The organism is Pseudomonas poae (assembly GCF_001439785.1).
Classification (GTDB): domain Bacteria; phylum Pseudomonadota; class Gammaproteobacteria; order Pseudomonadales; family Pseudomonadaceae; genus Aquipseudomonas; species Aquipseudomonas poae.
Genome location: NZ_JYLI01000010.1, coordinates 184,965 through 200,341, shown reverse-complemented (window position 1 = coordinate 200,341; position 15,377 = coordinate 184,965). Strand labels below are relative to the sequence as shown.

Annotated in this window: 14 protein-coding genes; 7 read left to right on the top strand and 7 right to left on the bottom strand. The window is 60.9% G+C overall.

What is annotated here, in order from left to right; translation table 11 throughout:
* The first annotated feature begins 124 nt into the window (after nucleotides 1-124).
* On the top strand, nucleotides 125-874 hold the full coding sequence (locus tag TU75_RS14310; RefSeq protein WP_003233365.1) for a sulfite exporter TauE/SafE family protein: 750 nt from the start codon (nucleotides 125-127) through the stop codon (nucleotides 872-874).
* Here TU75_RS14310 and TU75_RS14305 read toward each other — a convergent pair.
* Complete coding sequence (locus tag TU75_RS14305) at nucleotides 864-1,745, bottom strand: LysR family transcriptional regulator (RefSeq protein ID WP_032870343.1); 882 nt, start codon at nucleotides 1,743-1,745, stop codon at nucleotides 864-866. The genes TU75_RS14310 and TU75_RS14305 overlap by 11 nt on opposite strands.
* A gap of 70 nt (nucleotides 1,746-1,815) precedes the next feature.
* Here TU75_RS14305 and TU75_RS14300 point away from each other — a divergent pair, with 70 nt between their 5' ends.
* Nucleotides 1,816-2,022 (top strand): DUF1127 domain-containing protein, encoded by a 207-nt coding sequence (locus TU75_RS14300; RefSeq protein WP_003233358.1) that lies wholly within the window; start codon nucleotides 1,816-1,818, stop codon nucleotides 2,020-2,022.
* A gap of 205 nt (nucleotides 2,023-2,227) precedes the next feature.
* On the opposite strand, the gene TU75_RS14295 is transcribed toward TU75_RS14300, so the two are convergent.
* Complete coding sequence (locus TU75_RS14295) at nucleotides 2,228-3,574, bottom strand: class II 3-deoxy-7-phosphoheptulonate synthase (RefSeq protein WP_057008388.1); 1,347 nt, start codon at nucleotides 3,572-3,574, stop codon at nucleotides 2,228-2,230.
* Between the two features lie 124 nt (nucleotides 3,575-3,698).
* Between TU75_RS14295 and TU75_RS14290 the strand changes: the two genes are divergently transcribed.
* Complete coding sequence (locus TU75_RS14290) at nucleotides 3,699-4,454, top strand: spermidine synthase (RefSeq protein WP_060549284.1); 756 nt, start codon at nucleotides 3,699-3,701, stop codon at nucleotides 4,452-4,454.
* 106 nt (nucleotides 4,455-4,560) lie between these two features.
* Here TU75_RS14290 and TU75_RS14285 read toward each other — a convergent pair whose 3' ends face one another.
* On the bottom strand, nucleotides 4,561-5,352 hold the full coding sequence (locus TU75_RS14285) for a crotonase/enoyl-CoA hydratase family protein (protein ID WP_060549283.1): 792 nt from the start codon (nucleotides 5,350-5,352) through the stop codon (nucleotides 4,561-4,563).
* Between the two features lie 422 nt (nucleotides 5,353-5,774).
* Here TU75_RS14285 and TU75_RS14280 point away from each other — a divergent pair, with 422 nt between their 5' ends.
* A complete protein-coding gene (locus tag TU75_RS14280) occupies nucleotides 5,775-7,448 on the top strand; it encodes a DEAD/DEAH box helicase (protein WP_003233351.1) in 1,674 nt (557 codons plus the stop codon).
* 167 nt (nucleotides 7,449-7,615) lie between these two features.
* On the opposite strand, the gene TU75_RS14275 is transcribed toward TU75_RS14280, so the two are convergent.
* Nucleotides 7,616-8,383 carry a DODA-type extradiol aromatic ring-opening family dioxygenase gene (locus tag TU75_RS14275; protein WP_060549282.1) on the bottom strand — a complete coding sequence of 256 codons (768 nt, stop codon included), beginning with the start codon at nucleotides 8,381-8,383 and terminating at the stop codon, nucleotides 7,616-7,618.
* A gap of 103 nt (nucleotides 8,384-8,486) precedes the next feature.
* On the opposite strand from TU75_RS14275, the gene TU75_RS14270 reads away from it, so the two are divergent.
* A complete protein-coding gene (locus TU75_RS14270) occupies nucleotides 8,487-9,143 on the top strand; it encodes a thiopurine S-methyltransferase (RefSeq protein WP_060549281.1) in 657 nt (218 codons plus the stop codon).
* A 185-nt stretch (nucleotides 9,144-9,328) separates the two neighbouring features.
* Here TU75_RS14270 and htpX read toward each other — a convergent pair whose 3' ends face one another.
* Both htpX and TU75_RS14260 read right to left on the bottom strand, forming a co-directional pair.
* A complete protein-coding gene (gene htpX / locus TU75_RS14265) occupies nucleotides 9,329-10,216 on the bottom strand; it encodes a protease HtpX (RefSeq protein ID WP_043050458.1) in 888 nt (295 codons plus the stop codon).
* 304 nt (nucleotides 10,217-10,520) lie between these two features.
* The gene (locus TU75_RS14260) at nucleotides 10,521-11,732 is read right to left on the bottom strand and encodes a pyridoxal phosphate-dependent aminotransferase (protein WP_003233343.1); all 1,212 of its coding nucleotides are present in this window, start codon (nucleotides 11,730-11,732) and stop codon (nucleotides 10,521-10,523) included.
* A gap of 202 nt (nucleotides 11,733-11,934) precedes the next feature.
* Between TU75_RS14260 and msrB the strand changes: the two genes are divergently transcribed.
* Together msrB and TU75_RS14250 are read left to right on the top strand one after the other, a co-directional pair.
* A complete protein-coding gene (gene msrB / locus TU75_RS14255) occupies nucleotides 11,935-12,327 on the top strand; it encodes a peptide-methionine (R)-S-oxide reductase MsrB (RefSeq protein ID WP_003233342.1) in 393 nt (130 codons plus the stop codon).
* A gap of 121 nt (nucleotides 12,328-12,448) precedes the next feature.
* Nucleotides 12,449-12,934: a glutathione peroxidase gene (locus tag TU75_RS14250; protein ID WP_015371615.1), complete on the top strand. Its 486-nt coding sequence runs from the start codon at nucleotides 12,449-12,451 to the stop codon at nucleotides 12,932-12,934.
* 30 nt (nucleotides 12,935-12,964) lie between these two features.
* Here the strand turns inward: TU75_RS14250 and TU75_RS14245 are convergent, their stop codons facing one another.
* Complete coding sequence (locus TU75_RS14245; protein ID WP_060549280.1) at nucleotides 12,965-15,274, bottom strand: hybrid sensor histidine kinase/response regulator; 2,310 nt, start codon at nucleotides 15,272-15,274, stop codon at nucleotides 12,965-12,967.
* Between the last annotated feature and the right edge of the window lie 103 nt (nucleotides 15,275-15,377).

Below are 15,377 nucleotides of genomic sequence, written 5' to 3'. Positions count from 1 at the left end.
TTTTTTGTGGGCGTCTGGCAGGCGATAGAGCCCTGCGCCGTGGTTTATCTCAAGCGAACCTGCTTTGCCACGCAAGAGTGCACTGCGTAGCATGCACGGCTTGGGATCTGTGGAGTGACATGCGGTGTGGGATTTGCTGATGTATCTGCTACTGGGCGCGGCCCTGGGCACGGTGGGCGGTGTGTTTGGCATTGGTGGCGGGCTGATAGCCATCCCGGTGCTCGGTGTTTTGTTCGGGCTCGATCAACAGATTGCTCAAGGCACCGCGCTGGTGATGGTGGTGCCTAATGTGATGCTTGCCCTGTGGCGCTACCACCAGCGCAACCGCATCGAATTGCGCCACGCGCTGCCGCTCGGGGTGATGGGGTTCAGTTTTGCCTGGCTCGGGTCGATCTGGGCGGTGGGTCTGGATGCCGCTGCGATGCGTATCGGTTTTATCGTGTTTCTGGTGGTGCTGGCGGCCTACAACGGAGTGCGCATGTTCACGCGTAACGCGCCGCCGACGGCGCAGATGCGCTATGCCTGGCCCTGGTTGGGCGTACTGGGCGCAGCGTCCGGCGCCATGGGGGGGTTGTTTGGCGTCGGTGGCGCGGTGGTTGCCACGCCGGTCCTGACCAGTGTGTTCGGCACCACCCAGGTGGTCGCGCAAGGTCTGTCGCTGGCTTTGGCATTGCCCAGCACCGGCGTGACCCTGGTGACCTACGCCTGGCACCACGAGGTGGACTGGGCAATCGGCGTGCCCCTGGCCGTCGGCGGCCTGCTGAGCATCAGCTGGGGTGTGAAAGTCGCCCATGCGCTGCCCGAGCGCGTGCTGCGCGGGTTGTTCTGCGGCTTTCTGGTGGTGTGCGCGGTGATGCTGACCTTTAAAGTCTGAAGCCTTCGAGGATGTAATCCGCCAGGCATTCGGTAATGGGCGAGGCCATCGATGGGTTACGCAGCAGCCTCAGGTTCATCGACGGCAGTGGCGGAAAACCGTCCTCGCTGCCGAGTATGCGCAGGTCGTCGGTCATCAGGCTTTCCATGCTGACCATCACCGCCAGGCCCGCGCTGACCACGGCCTGGATCGCCGCCACATTGGAACTGTGATAGGCCAGCCGGTAATCAAGCCCGACGCTGTCCAGTGCGGCCTGGCTCCAGTGAGTGCCGAAGCACTCGACGCCGGACACCGCCAGGGGCAAGGTGTCGTGCTCGTCCACGCAAAAACATGTGGCGGCGGCCCACACCATTCGCTCGGTGCGCAGCAGTTCACCGACGTCGTCACCGGGCTGGCGGCTGATCACCGTCAAGGCCAGGTCACGGCGTTGCATCAACACCGTGGATGCTTCGCAGTGCATCTCGATCTGGATCAGCGGATAAGCCTTGGAAAACCGCGTGAGAATCCCCGGGAGAAAGCGCATCACGTAGTCATCCGGCGTGCCGATGCGCACCAGCCCGACCATATGCGGCTCGCGCAGCGTATTGAACACTTCACTGTGCAGTTTCAGGATGCGCCGCGCGTAGCCCAGCAGCACCTGGCCCTCGGGCGTCAGGCGCACCTGGCGTCCGTCACGCTCGAACAGCTTGCGTTGCAGCACGTCCTCTTCCAGACGTTTCATCTGCATGCTCACCGCCGATTGGGTGCGATTCACCCGTTCGGCGGCGCGGGTAAAGCCGCCTTGGTCGGCGATGGCGACGAAGGTGCGCAGCACGTCAGTGTCGATGCTCGGGTAGCCGGACAATTGATCAATCTCCGAGATGTATTTCATAAGAAACATTCGTTGGATTGATCATAAGGCCAGGCACACACTTTCGTCATCCCCAAGGGAGGGCGAGAAGATGAAAGGGCAGAAAGGGTTTGTGTTGGTCGCCAAGCGGCCTTTGGCCGGGCTGTTTCACGGCATTGCGCGTTGGCACGCTGTGTATCGTGAGCGCCGGTTATTGGCGACCCTGAACGACGATGCGCTCAAGGACATTGGGCTCAGCCGCGCCGACGTGGAGCAGGAAAGCCAACGGCACTTTTGGGATGATCCGTTGCGAAAGTAACTCGGGTTGTGGCTAGAGGGCATGATTGTGCTTGATTATGGCGAGCGGGCTTGCACCGCGTTGGGGTGCGCAGCGCCCCCAATCCAGCAAAGCGCGGTGTACCTGGTACGGCTCAGCGCCTGGTTTTGGGGCTGCTGCGCAGCCCAACGCAGGACAAGCCTGCTCGCCACAGACAGTCCGTCAGCATGCATTTCCAGCCACGGCCTTAACGCTTGACCTGCTTCAAGGTCTCGGCAATCAGGAACGCCAGTTCAAGCGACTGATCGGCATTCATCCGTGGATCGCAGTGGGTGTGATAGCGGTCCGATAAACCGTCTTCGGTAATCGGTCGCGCGCCGCCGATGCATTCGGTGACGTTCTGCCCGGTCATCTCGATATGAATCCCGCCGGCATAGCTGCCTTCGGCCTGGTGCACCTGGAAGAACTCCTTTACTTCGCCCAGGATCTGCGCGAAGTCGCGGGTCTTGTAGCCGCTGCTGGCCTTGATGGTGTTGCCATGCATGGGGTCGGAACTCCACAGCACCTGCTTGCCTTCACGCTGCACGGCGCGGATCAGGTGGGGCAGGTGATCGCCGACCTTGCCTGCGCCCATGCGCGCGATCAGGTTGAGACGGCCGGGATCGTTATCCGGGTTGAGAATGTCGATCAGGCGGATCAGGTCGTCGGGGTTCATGCTTGGGCCGACCTTGACGCCAATCGGATTGTTCACCCCGCGCAGGAACTCGACGTGGGCGCCATCGAGCTGACGGGTGCGGTCGCCGATCCACAGCATGTGGGCCGAGCAGTCGTAGTAGTCGTTGGTCAGGCTGTCGCGACGCACAAAGGCTTGCTCGTAGTTGAGCAGCAGCGCCTCGTGGGCGGTGAAGAAACTGGTCTCGCGCAGTTGCGGCGAGCTGTCCATGCCACAGGCGCGCATGAAGGCCAGGGTTTCGTCGATGCGGTCGGCCAGTTGGCTGTATTTTTCAGCCAGGGCAGAGTTGGCGATGAAATCCAGGTTCCACTTGTGCACCTGGTGCAGGTCGGCGAAACCGCCCTGGGCAAACGCGCGCAGCAAGTTGAGCGTGGCGGTGGACTGGTGATAGGACTGCAGCAGGCGGTCCGGGTCGGGCACGCGGCTTTTTTCGTCGAAGCCGATGCCGTTGACGATATCGCCGCGGTAGGCGGGCAGGGTGATACCGTCGATGGTTTCATCGTTGGACGAGCGCGGCTTGGCGAACTGGCCGGCCATGCGCCCGACTTTCACAACCGGGCAGCCGGCGGCGAAGGTCATCACGATCGCCATCTGCAACAGCACCTTGAACGTGTCGCGGATTTTGGCGGCGGAGAACTCGGCAAAGCTTTCGGCGCAGTCGCCGCCTTGCAGCAGGAACGCGCGGCCCTCGGTGACTTCGGCAAACTGACGGCGCAACTCGCGGGCTTCCCCGGCAAACACCAGCGGGGGGTAGCTGGCCAGGTTCTGCTCCACTTGCAGCAAATGTGCGGCGTCAGGGTACCGGGGTTGCTGCTGGATAGGCAGGGCGCGCCAGCTGTCGGGGCTCCAGGGTTGGCTCATCGTGAACTCGATTGGTTGGTTGACGGTCGGGCGCCAATGTTATCAGCAATTAGTGCGTGACCTGTTGCCGCCGGTTGGCCGACAATCGCGCCTTTGCTGTGCAGTAAAGCCTTTAGGAGTAGTGATGACCGAGGAGCGTGTCGAGCGCCTGCTGGCCGAGGTCCATGATGACTTCGGCATGATCCGTGTGCTGGAAGTGGCCGATTACCGCTTTCTCGAATTTGGCGATGCCATTGAGCAAAGCTGCGTGTTCACCGCCGACCCAAGCTGGCTGGAGTACGACTACACCCGCGCGATGCTGGTTGGCGCGTTGTGCCATGAACAGCCGGACAGCGCGCTGTTCCTCGGTCTGGGCGCCGGCACCCTGACCCAGGCGTGTCTCAAGTTCCTGCCGCTGGAAGACGTCGAAGCCATTGAGCTGCGGCCGGATGTGCCGCGTCTGGCTATCGAATACCTGGGGCTGGATGATGATCCGCGCTTGTACATCCGTATCGGCGATGCCTTGCAGTTGCTCGACAGCGCTGAGCCGGCTGACCTGATCTTCGTCGACCTCTATACGGATGTCGGCCCCGGCGTCGGACACCTGGCTTGGACATTTCTGGAAAACTGCCAGAAAAAACTCAACCCGGGCGGTTGGCTGGTGATCAACCAATGGGCCACCGACGATGGCAAACCCTTGGGCGCGGCGCTGTTGCGCGGGCTGTATCACCGGCATTACTGGGAGTTGCCGGTGAAGGAGGGCAATGTGATTTTGCTGGTGCCTTCGGAGCTGGATCAGGAACTGGACATGGCCGCGCTCTCGGCTCGAGCCGAAGCGCTGGCGCCACGATTGGGGTATTCGTTGCAGCCGTTGATCAAGGTCATTCGGCCGGCGACTTAGGTGGCTGTCAGGGCCTCATCGGGGGCAAGCCCCTCCCACCTTTGATCTGTGAACATATTCCAGTGTGGGAGGGGGCTTGCCGCTGATGAGGCCCTCACTGTCGCCATCAAATCCCCTTGAAAACCCCCGGCCGCTTCTCGATCATCGCCCGCACGCCTTCCTTGGCATCCTCACTGTTAAGCAATTGGTCCACTACAGCAGGCAGCGCGGCGGCCGCCACGGTTTCGCCTTCCATGCGCGCCAGGCGCGCCGAGGTCAATGTGGCCTGAACACCGAGCGGCGCCTGGCGGGCAATGCGGCTGGCCAGTTCGATGGCGCGCGGCAACAGGTCTTCGCTGGCCATGACCTCCTGCACCAGCCCCAGGCGCAGGGCTTCATGGGCGTCGAACTCGTCGCCGGTGAGTAGCCAGCGCATGGCGTTGCCCCAGCCGGCGAGCTGGTGAAAGCGCAACGTCGCGCCACCGAAGGGAAGGATCCCGCGCTGCACTTCCATTTGCGCAAAGCGGGTATTGCTGGCGCAGAGGTTGATGTCCGCCGCCAGCATCAGCTCGATGCCGATGGTCAGGCAATACCCCTGGGCCGCGATGATCACCGGCTTGGTGACACGTGGCCCGGCAAACACGCCCCAGGGATCGCAGCCTCCCGGCGGCGGTTGCCAGCCGCCGGCCATCACGCCGCTGACATTGGCCAGGTCCAGCCCGGCGGTAAAATGGTCGCCATGGGCGAATACCACAGCCACTCGCGCGTCTTCGTTTCGATCAAATTCGCCATACGCCAGGCTCAGGTCATTGAGCAAATCGAGGTCGAAGGCGTTGCGCTTGGCCACCCGGTCCAGGCCCAACAGCAGGACATGGCCCCGGAGTTCACGGCTGACGCGGCTACTGCTGGCTTGATTCATCGGTGTGCCCTCGGGCGCGAAGTTAAGGTTTCGGACCGAAGGTCCGATCCAATGGGTGAATCGTTTAAGTGTTATGCCCAGCAGGGCCGGGCGTTTGCAAAACAGACCTTGCCGCAGGTCTGTGCAAAACCTGTGACGCAGCGCGGTATATCAATGCGTTGCATGAAAAAAAGCTCCCTTTTTCAGGTATTTCCGGTATAGTGCGCGCCGGCCTTTAACCGGGCCGCGTTCAGGTAGCGCAATTCCCCGAAGCCAGCTTCGGCTGCACGTCCGCCCAGCGGACTCTTCCTTGACGAATCTTTTTCATTCATTCGTTTTCGCAAATCCCCGCCGACAAAGCAGCCAGGGCGACTCTTGAGTCTCAACACGGCATGCGCAGCTTTGGAGCATGGGTCTTTGCGGATGCACTTAGAGGCAGACCCATGACCCAGGAAACCGGCGGCTTCGCCGCTTTTAATCTTAACCCGAACATTCTTGCTGCCGTCATCGCGACCGGCTACGAAGAACCTTCGGCTATTCAGCAGCAATCGATCCCGATCATCATGGCCGGCCAGGACATGATTGGCCAGGCGCAAACCGGTACCGGTAAAACCGCCGCGTTCGCCCTGCCTATCCTGCACTGCATCGATCCTGCCAAGCGCGAACCGCAAGCCCTGATCCTGGCGCCAACCCGTGAGTTGGCGCTGCAAGTAGCAACCGCTTTCGAAACCTACGCCAAGCAAATGCCAGGCGTTACCGTTGTGGCCGTTTACGGCGGCGCGCCCATGGGCCCACAGCTGAAAGCCATTCGTAACGGCGCACAGATCGTTGTCGCCACCCCAGGCCGTCTGTGCGACCACCTGCGTCGCGACGAGAAAGTCCTGTCCACCGTGAATCATCTGGTGCTGGACGAAGCTGACGAAATGTTGAAGCTGGGCTTCATGGATGACCTGGAAGTCATCTTCAAGGCACTGCCACCAACCCGTCAGACCGTACTGTTCTCGGCTACCCTGCCGCAGTCTATCCGTGCCATTGCCGAACGCCACCTGCGCGATCCGCAACACGTGAAAATCCAGACCAAGACCCAGACCGTTACCGCGATCGAGCAGGCTCACCTGTTGGTTCACGCTGACCAGAAAACCTCGGCTGTATTGAGCCTGCTGGAAGTCGAAGACTTCGACGCGCTGATCATGTTCGTGCGCACCAAGCAAGCAACCCTGGACCTGGCCAGTGCCCTGGAAGCCAAAGGCTACAAAGCCGCTGCGCTGAACGGTGACATTGCCCAGAACCAGCGTGAGCGCGTGATCGACTCCCTCAAGGATGGCCGTCTGGACATCGTTGTGGCGACCGACGTTGCCGCCCGTGGTCTCGACGTTCCACGTATCACCCACGTGTTCAACGTTGACATGCCTTACGATCCAGAGTCCTACGTTCACCGTATCGGCCGTACCGGCCGTGCCGGTCGCGAAGGTCGTGCACTGCTGCTGGTGACGCCGCGTGAGCGCCGCATGCTGCAAGTGATCGAGCGTGTAACCGGTCAGAAAGTTGCCGAAGTCCGCCTGCCGGATGCCCAGGCTGTTCTCGATGCGCGCATCAAGAAACTGACCAACAGCCTGGCGCCGCTGGTGGCTGACGCTGAATCGACCCATGGCGATCTGCTCGATCGCTTGACCGCCGATATCGGTTGCACCCCACGCGCCCTCGCTGCTGCCCTGCTGCGCAAGGCTACCAATGGTCAGGCCCTGACCTTGGCAGCCATCGAGAAAGAACGCCCACTGGTGCCGAACAACGCCCCGCGCGGTGATCGTCCAGAGCGTACTGGCGACCGTCCGGACCGTGGTGATCGTGAGCGTCGCGCTCCGGTTCCATTGGCCGAAGGCCGTGCTCGTTGCCGCACCGCGCTGGGCGCGCGTGACGGTATCGCTGCCAAGAACCTGCTGGGCGCTATCCTCAACGAGGGTGGCCTGGCACGTGAAGCCATCGGTCGCATCCAGGTGCGTGACAGCTTCTCCCTGGTGGAGCTGCCGGAAGACGGTCTGGAAAAACTGCTGACCAAGTTGAAAGACACGCGCGTTGCCGGTAAGCAGCTGAAGCTGCGTCGCTACCGCGAAGATTGATCCGCCCTCGGGCTGATTGATCGCACATAAAAAATCCCCGACTGGTTCGGGGATTTTTTTGCCTGATCTTTTTCGGATAAGTCCCCAATCGAGCGTGGGCGAGGGTTCGCTTCCGATAGCGGTGCAACCGTCACCACCTGAATTGCTGAGTGGGAGCAAGCTCCGTGTCAGCCGAAGCGGTAGATGTCCATTCCAAGCGCGCCCAAGGTGAAGCCCTGATGCTCGATGCTGAAACGGCCACCCGCGCCGCGCGCGAAATACAGCGGCAGCAAATGTTCATCACTGGGATGGCTGCGCTGCGCATTTGGCGCCAGGCGTCGATAGTCGTGCAGGGTTGCCTCATCATCGGAGGCGAGGGTGTTCACCATCCAGTCACGAAACTCCCTGGCCCAGGGCTCGATGCTGTTCGGCCCAGCGCGCCAATCCAGTTCACCCAGGTTATGGGTGATGCTGCCGGAACCGATCAACAGCACACCTTGCTCGCGCAGATCAGCCAGCGCACGTCCGACCCGGGTTTGCAGGGCGGGGCCTATGCGGCTGGGCAGTGAGATTTGCACCACCGGGATATCCGCCGTCGGGTACATCAATGACAGGGGCACCCAGGTGCCGTGGTCGAATGGGCGGCGCTCGTCGATCTGTGCCTCTAGGCCGTCTGCTCGAAGCAACTGGACAATGGCGTTCGCCAACTGCGGATCACCTGGCGCGGGGTACTGCACCGCGAACAATTCGCGGGGGAAGCCGCCGAAGTCGTGCCAGGTTTGCGGTGCGGGGCTGCCGCTGACCAGCAGCTCGGCGCTTTCCCAATGCGCCGAGACCACCACGATCGCCTTGGGCTTGGGCAGTGCTGCTGCCAGTCGCTGCAGGGCAGGGCCGCTGGCGCCCGGTTGCAGGGCGAGCATGGGCGAACCGTGGGAGATAAACAGGCTGGGCAACATGCGTAGGGTCCTGAGGGTTAAGATGCTGCCATCTTTAGTCAGATCATTGATCTAAATCCAATATAAGTTTTAGCGCCTTTTGATCGAATTTCCCGGGGGATGTATGCAGCCTGAATTTTGGCAAGCGCGTTGGGCGCGCAATCAGATCGGCTTTCACCTGCCTGAGGTCAACCCTTACCTGCAACGCCACTGGCCTGCACTGGGCGTGGCCGAGGCTGCAAAAATACTGGTGCCGTTGTGCGGCAAAAGCCTGGATTTGATCTGGCTGGCCGCGCAGGGGTATCGCGTGATGGGCGTGGAGCTGTCGCAGCTGGCGGCAGAGGCGTTCTTCAGTGAGCAGGGCATCACGCCACAGGTGGTTGAGAAGGGCGTCTTCAAGGTTTATCAGTCGGGGCTGATCGAGGTGTGGTGCGGTGATTTCTTCGCCCTGGATGCGCAGGCGGTGGGCGATTGCAGTGGTCTGTATGACCGTGCGGCGCTGATCGCGTTGCCGCCGTTGATGCGCGCGCGGTATGCCGAGCATCTCACTGCGTTGCTGGGGGTTGGCACAAGAGGACTGCTGGTCGCCCTCGACTACGACCAAGTGCAAAAGGCCGGCCCGCCGTTTGCGGTGAATGACGACGAAGTGCGCATGTTGTTGCGTGAGCGCTGGAGCATGGAAGTGCTGCAAGAGCAGGACATCCTGGGCGAGAGCTGGAAGTTTGTGCAGGACGGCGTCACGCGACTTGAAGAGCGCGCCTATCGGCTGGAGCGGCGCTGAGGTCTGCGCCGTTCATGGCAACGCTATCGCGGGCAAGTCGAATCGTCGCACCGCCGCTCCCACATTGACCGAGTCGTTTACTGTCTTTTTGATATCTCTGTGGGAGCCGGGCTTGCCCGCGATGACGTTTCAAGCACCCACAAAAAAGGAGCGATCAAGTCGCCCCTTTCAATGTCACTAGGCTGTCAGCCGCGACGGCGCAGTGCGTCGATTCGTTCTTCCAGCGGTGGATGGCTCATGAACAAGCGCGCCATGCCTTGTTTGATGCCGCCGTTGATGCCAAAGGCGGTCAGGCTATCGGGCATGTGCACAGGCAGGCCTTGTTCGGAGCGCAGGTGCTGCAAGGCTGCAATCATCGCCCCTGTACCCGCCAGACGCGCACCGGCTTCGTCTGCGCGGAATTCGCGTTTGCGCGAAAACCACATGGTGATCGCGCTGGCCAGGAAGCCCAGCACCAGTTCCGCAAAGATAGTTGCCACGAAGTAGGCAATGCCGCGACCCTCTTCGTTCTTGAAGATCACCTTGTCGACAAAGTTGCCGATGATCCGCGCGAAGAACATCACGAAGGTGTTCACCACGCCCTGCACCAGTGCCAGGGTGACCATGTCGCCATTGGCCACATGGCCGATCTCGTGGGCCAGGACCGCTTTCACTTCATCGTAGGAAAAGCGTTCCAGCATCCCCTGGCTGACCGCAACGAGCGCGTCGTTCTTGTTCCAGCCGGTGGCGAAGGCGTTCGCTTCATAGGCCGGGAAAATCCCGACTTCGGGCATCTTGATGCCGGCCTCGCGGGACAATTGCTCGACGGTCTGCAGCAACCATTGCTCATGCCGGGTACGAGGCTGGGTGATGACCTGGGTGCTGGTGCTCATTTTCGCCATCCATTTGGAGATGAACAGCGAAAACAGCGAGCCGGCAAAACCAAAGACCGCACAGAAAACCAGCAGCTGATTGAGGTTCAGGTCAACCCCGTTGGCCGCCATGAACCCGTTGAAGCCAAACAGGCTCAGGGTGATGCTGGCAATCAGCACGACCGCCAGGTTAGTGGCCAAGAACAGCAGAATGCGCATCATGGTTGTAGAGTTCTCCTCATGCTTAATATGTCGCTTACTGCGGGGTATATAAGGTGCAGCCTGGGGTGATTCAACCGGGCGACTATTTCAAACTGTGTCCTACAGACTTTATGTAAACCCTTGAAGGGATTTTCCCACCTGAGAAACCTGTCCTGACCTCTCTCCCATGGCCTTGCCGCCTCGCAATTACGGGGCCTGACGGCTACAGGCAGGCCAGGCGTCGAGTACGCAGCAGGGCAGGGCAGAGAAGTGTTGCCAGATAATCACGGTACGGCCAAAAGCTGGCAGTACCGTGTCATTTTCATTACTGGCGATAAGACTTGAGGAAATTGCCGATACGACCAATGGCCATTTCCAGGTCATCCACACGCGGCAGGGTCACCACGCGGAAGTGATCCGGCCACGGCCAGTTGAACGCAGTGCCCTGTACCACCAGCAGCTTTTCCGACAGCAGCAGGTCGAGCACGAACTTTTCGTCATTGAGGATCGGGCACACCTTCGGGTCAATGCGCGGGAAGGCATATAGCGCGCCCATGGGTTTGACGCAGCTCACGCCGGGAATGTCGTTGAGCAGCTCCCAGGTACGGTTGCGCTGCTCCAGCAGGCGTCCCTGGGGCAATACCAGGTCGTTGATGCTCTGGTAGCCGCCGAGGGCGGTCTGGATCGCGTGCTGGCTCGGCACATTGGCACACAGGCGCATGTTGGCCAGCATGTCGATGCCTTCGATGTAGCTTTGAGCATTGTGCTTGGGCCCGGAAATCGCGATCCAGCCGGAGCGGAACCCCGCCACCCGATAAGACTTGGACAGGCCGTTGAACGTCAGGCACAACAGGTCCGGGGCCAGGGAGCCGGTGCAGATGTGCACGGCGTCGTCATAGAGGATCTTGTCGTAGATCTCGTCGGAGAACACCACCAGGTTGTGCTGGCGCGCCAGTTCGAGCATGCCCAGCAGGACTTCCCTCGAGTACACCGCGCCGGTGGGGTTGTTCGGGTTGATGATCACCAGCGCTTTGGTATTGGGCGTGATCTTGGCCTTGATGTCGGCCAGGTCCGGGAACCAGTCGGCGCCCTCATCGCACAGGTAATGCACCGGATGGCCACCGGCGAGGGTCACGGCGGCGGTCCACAGCGGATAGTCCGGCGCAGGCACCAGCACTTCGTCACCGTTGTTGAGCAGGGCCTGCATGGACATCACGATCAGCTCGGACACCCCGTTGCCCAGGTAAATGTCCTCGATACCGACACCGTCGACCTGCTTCTGCTGGTAGTACTGCATCACCGCCTTGCGCGCGCTGAACAGGCCTTTGGAGTCACTGTAGCCCTGGGCTGTGGGCAGGTTGCGGATCACATCCTGGAGGATTTCCTCCGGCGCTTCGAAACCAAAGGGCGCCGGGTTGCCGATGTTCAGCTTGAGGATGCGATGGCCTTCCTCTTCCAGGCGCTTGGCGTGCTTGAGCACCGGGCCGCGAATGTCATAGCAGACGTTGGCGAGCTTGTTCGATTTGCTGACCTGCATGGCGATGTGATCCTGAAAATGAACGATCCAGACGGTGAAGACACTACCGTACTGTGAATCCTGCGCGGTCCGCACCTGTAAATACGTTTGAATGGCGGTGGCGCGGGTGCCAGACTGGCGTTTTGAAGAGGCGCAATCATACGTGCCGCCTGATCCGTGGAAAAGACACAGATCAGGGTTTTTCAGTGACCGAGGTGTACCCATGGATAAGTTGCAGAAAACCGTTGATGAATGGAAAGCGATGCTTGATCCGGAGCAGTACAACGTATGCCGTCTCAAAGGCACGGAGCGCCCGTTCAGCGGCAAGTACAACGACACCAGGACCGACGGCGTCTATCACTGCATCTGCTGCAATGAGCCGCTGTTCGACTCCACCACCAAATTCGATTCCGGTTGCGGCTGGCCCAGCTTTTACGCGCCGATTGCCGACAGCGCGATGATCGAGATCCGCGACGTCAGCCACGGGATGATCCGCACCGAAGTGACCTGTGCCAAATGCGATGCGCACCTGGGTCATGTGTTCCCTGATGGCCCGCCGCCGACCGGCCTGCGTTACTGCATCAACTCGGTGTGCCTGGACCTCGTCCCGCGCTGAGATCCAATGGGGGCGAGCCCCTCCCACGCTCTGATTGCGCGCCATCAGCGCCATCTATGTAAATTGCACAGGATTGAAGGGCCGACTATCTTCAAGCCCTTTCACTGATCGAGACGCTGCCATGGCCGATACGCTGCTGAGCATCCCCTGCACCACCATCAAGGGTGAGCAGAAGACCCTGGCCGATTTCGCCGGCAAGGCCATTCTGGTGGTCAACACCGCCAGCAAATGCGGCTTCACCCCGCAGTACAAGGGCCTGGAGCAACTCTGGCAGGAGTACAAGGACCAGGGCCTGGTGGTGCTGGGGTTCCCCTGCAATCAATTTGGCAAACAGGAACCGGGCGATGAGGGCGCGATTTCAGAGTTCTGCGAGCTGAACTTCGGCGTCAGCTTCCCGTTGTTCAAGAAAGTCGATGTCAACGGCAGCGATGCTCACCCCTTGTTTGTGCAGTTGAAAAAACAGGCGCCCGGCCTGTTGGGTTCCAAGGGCATCAAGTGGAACTTCACCAAGTTCCTGATCGGCCGCGACGGCCGGCAGGTCAAGCGGTTTGGCCCGACCACCAAGCCGCAGGACCTGACCCGGGAGATCGAAGCTCTGCTCAAATGAGCATGCGACTACCGTGTTGTTTTGCGCAGCTCAACGCGCTGGCGCTTCAGGTACCCACAGGTCCAGCAGGGCATTGAGTTCCTCGCGGCGGAACGGTTTGGCCAGGTAATCGTCCATCCCCGCCGCTCGGCAGCGCTCGCGCTCTTCGGACAGCGCATTGGCCGTCAAGGCGACAATCGGCAGATCCGGCCAGCGGCCACTGCGGCGGATCTGGCGGCTGGCTTCGTAGCCGTCCATCACCGGCATGTTGCAGTCCATTAACACCATGTCAAAACGCTGTTCCTCGAGAAACCTGAGCGCTTCGCCGCCATGGGCCGCCACGATCACCTCACAACCCAGCTTGGCGAGCATGCCTTTGGCCACCAATTGGTTGACCGGGTTGTCCTCCACCAGCAGGATGCGCGCCCTGTGTGCCGTCGGCGCGGTTTCCCGCTGCACGGTATCGAGCGCCAATTGCGTGTCGCTGCGCAGGTTGCGCTGCAGGATCTGGTACAACGCATTGCGGCTCAACGGACGCGCCTGTTGCTGCAAGGGCGCGAACGTGGCGACCTCTTCGCTGGGCATGAAATTACCGTAGGCGGTGACCACAAGTATCGGCGCGCAAATGCCCGGGCGGATGCGGAACAGGCATTCCGGGCAGTCGGTGATCAGCAGGTCGGGCGCTTGCCCGGTCATGTCGTCATCCATCGTCACACAGCGCGTGCTCAGTCCCCAGTGCGGCAACAGCGACGTGAGCAGCTCCGTCAGACCGCTGCCAGCATGGGTAATCACCAGCACTTCACCTTTGAGTGGTGCTTGTCGGCTGGCGGGCAGGTGGCTGGGCAGCGGCAGTTCGGCGCAGAACTGGCTGCCAAAGCCCACTTCGGAACTGATGCTCAAACGTCCGTGCATGGCTTCGCACAGGTTATGGGTGAGCGCCAGGCCCAGCCCGGTGCCGCCAAACTGGCGAGTGATGCCGGCGCCTGCCTGGGTGAACGGCTGGAAGATTTTCACCTGCGCGTCCTGGGCGATGCCGATGCCAGTGTCGCAGACCTCGATTTTTACCTGACCGTCCTGGGCGCTGAGCCGAACGTCCACACGGCCGAAACGCGTGAACTTCAACGCGTTGGAGAGCAGGTTGCTGACGATCTGCCGTACCCGCGTCGGGTCACCGAGCACCTGGGCCGGAAAATGTGGGTCGATCAGGCAGGTCAGCTCGACGCTCGGCGCCGCGTTTTGCGACAGCAGGTTGGCGGTGTCCTCCACCATGGAGCCCAGGTCGAACGGGATGCGCTCCAGCTCCAGCTGGCCCGCGTCGAACTTGGAGAGGTCGAGAATATCGTTGAGCAAGTCCACCAGCACCTTGCCGGAGTCGTGGGCGATCGACAGTTGCTGACGCTGTTCGGCGTTCAGCGGGCTGTCCAGGGACAGCGCGATCATGCCGAGCAAGCCATTGAGTGGTGTACGGATCTCGTGGCTCATGTTGGCCAGGAACGCCGCCCGCGCCTGGGCCATGCCCAGGGCGTTCATCTTCGCTGCCTCCAGCTCATCGTTCGATTGGCTCAGGCGCTGGTTGCTGGCCTTGAGCTCCAGAGTGCGCGCCGAAACGATATCTTCCAACTGCCCCAGGTACTCGGTGAGTCGGTCTTCGGCGTGGCGGCGCTGCTGGATTTCGGTCTGCATATTGTCGAATTGCTGGTTGGCCATGTTGACCAGCACACCGATCTCATCCTGTTCATGCCCCGGCGGGCAGTCCAGGCGCGCCTGCTTGCGGGTGCTCAATTCGCGGATGATGCGCACCAGCGGCTGCGTCAGCATCACATAAAACAGGCCCAGCAGAATTCCGCTCAGCAACAGGCTGCGCACGAACCCGTTGAGCAGGGTGATCTCGGCGCGGCGCAGGAAGCGGCTGCCGAAGGCATAAGTGTCAACGTCCAGGTACAGCACGCCGAGTGACTCGTCGGGCATGTGGCTGAGGAACAGATGGTCTTCGAATTGGCGATTGGCGCCAAACAGGAAATCACTGATGGGCCTATAGGTGCCTTCGCTGCGCGGACGATTGACGTCGGCCAGTATGACGCCGTTGTTGTCGACCACTTGCGCGCGAATAATGGCGGGGGAATGCAGCAGGCCGAGGGTCAGTTCCTTGGCCAGTTCAGCGTCGATGTTGTAGGCGATCCGTGACGCAGGGTTATGGCTGATTTCGATCAGCGAGCGAATTTCACGGTTGATGGAGGCGTCTTCGCTGGCATAATCAATGCCAATTTGCCCAAGGCTGAGCAAGGTTCCCAGGATGAAACCTACCAGCACAGTCAATCTGGCTTGTTTATAAGACAAGCGGTGGGCGAACCTGATATCCATCGAGTGTTGAATCACTTCACGTTTCCTTTCGCCCGGCAAGCATAGCTGAACATCCAGAGGCCAAGGCTCGCCCGGCACGAATCGGTTATTTTTACAGGTGCAG

What these genes read in the sequence shown, in the direction of transcription:
- TU75_RS14305 (WP_032870343.1), bottom strand. Translation starts at nt 1,745, where the DNA reads ATGAAATACATCTCGGAGATTGATCAATTGTCCGGCTACCCGAGCATC.
- TU75_RS14300 (WP_003233358.1), top strand. Translation starts at nt 1,816, where the DNA reads ATGAAAGGGCAGAAAGGGTTTGTGTTGGTCGCCAAGCGGCCTTTGGCC.
- TU75_RS14295 (WP_057008388.1), bottom strand. Translation starts at nt 3,574, where the DNA reads ATGAGCCAACCCTGGAGCCCCGACAGCTGGCGCGCCCTGCCTATCCAG.
- TU75_RS14290 (WP_060549284.1), top strand. Translation starts at nt 3,699, where the DNA reads ATGACCGAGGAGCGTGTCGAGCGCCTGCTGGCCGAGGTCCATGATGAC.
- TU75_RS14285 (WP_060549283.1), bottom strand. Translation starts at nt 5,352, where the DNA reads ATGAATCAAGCCAGCAGTAGCCGCGTCAGCCGTGAACTCCGGGGCCAT.
- TU75_RS14280 (WP_003233351.1), top strand. Translation starts at nt 5,775, where the DNA reads ATGACCCAGGAAACCGGCGGCTTCGCCGCTTTTAATCTTAACCCGAAC.
- TU75_RS14275 (WP_060549282.1), bottom strand. Translation starts at nt 8,383, where the DNA reads ATGTTGCCCAGCCTGTTTATCTCCCACGGTTCGCCCATGCTCGCCCTG.
- TU75_RS14270 (WP_060549281.1), top strand. Translation starts at nt 8,487, where the DNA reads ATGCAGCCTGAATTTTGGCAAGCGCGTTGGGCGCGCAATCAGATCGGC.
- htpX (WP_043050458.1), bottom strand. Translation starts at nt 10,216, where the DNA reads ATGATGCGCATTCTGCTGTTCTTGGCCACTAACCTGGCGGTCGTGCTG.
- TU75_RS14260 (WP_003233343.1), bottom strand. Translation starts at nt 11,732, where the DNA reads ATGCAGGTCAGCAAATCGAACAAGCTCGCCAACGTCTGCTATGACATT.
- msrB (WP_003233342.1), top strand. Translation starts at nt 11,935, where the DNA reads ATGGATAAGTTGCAGAAAACCGTTGATGAATGGAAAGCGATGCTTGAT.
- TU75_RS14250 (WP_015371615.1), top strand. Translation starts at nt 12,449, where the DNA reads ATGGCCGATACGCTGCTGAGCATCCCCTGCACCACCATCAAGGGTGAG.
- TU75_RS14245 (WP_060549280.1), bottom strand. Translation starts at nt 15,274, where the DNA reads ATGGATATCAGGTTCGCCCACCGCTTGTCTTATAAACAAGCCAGATTG.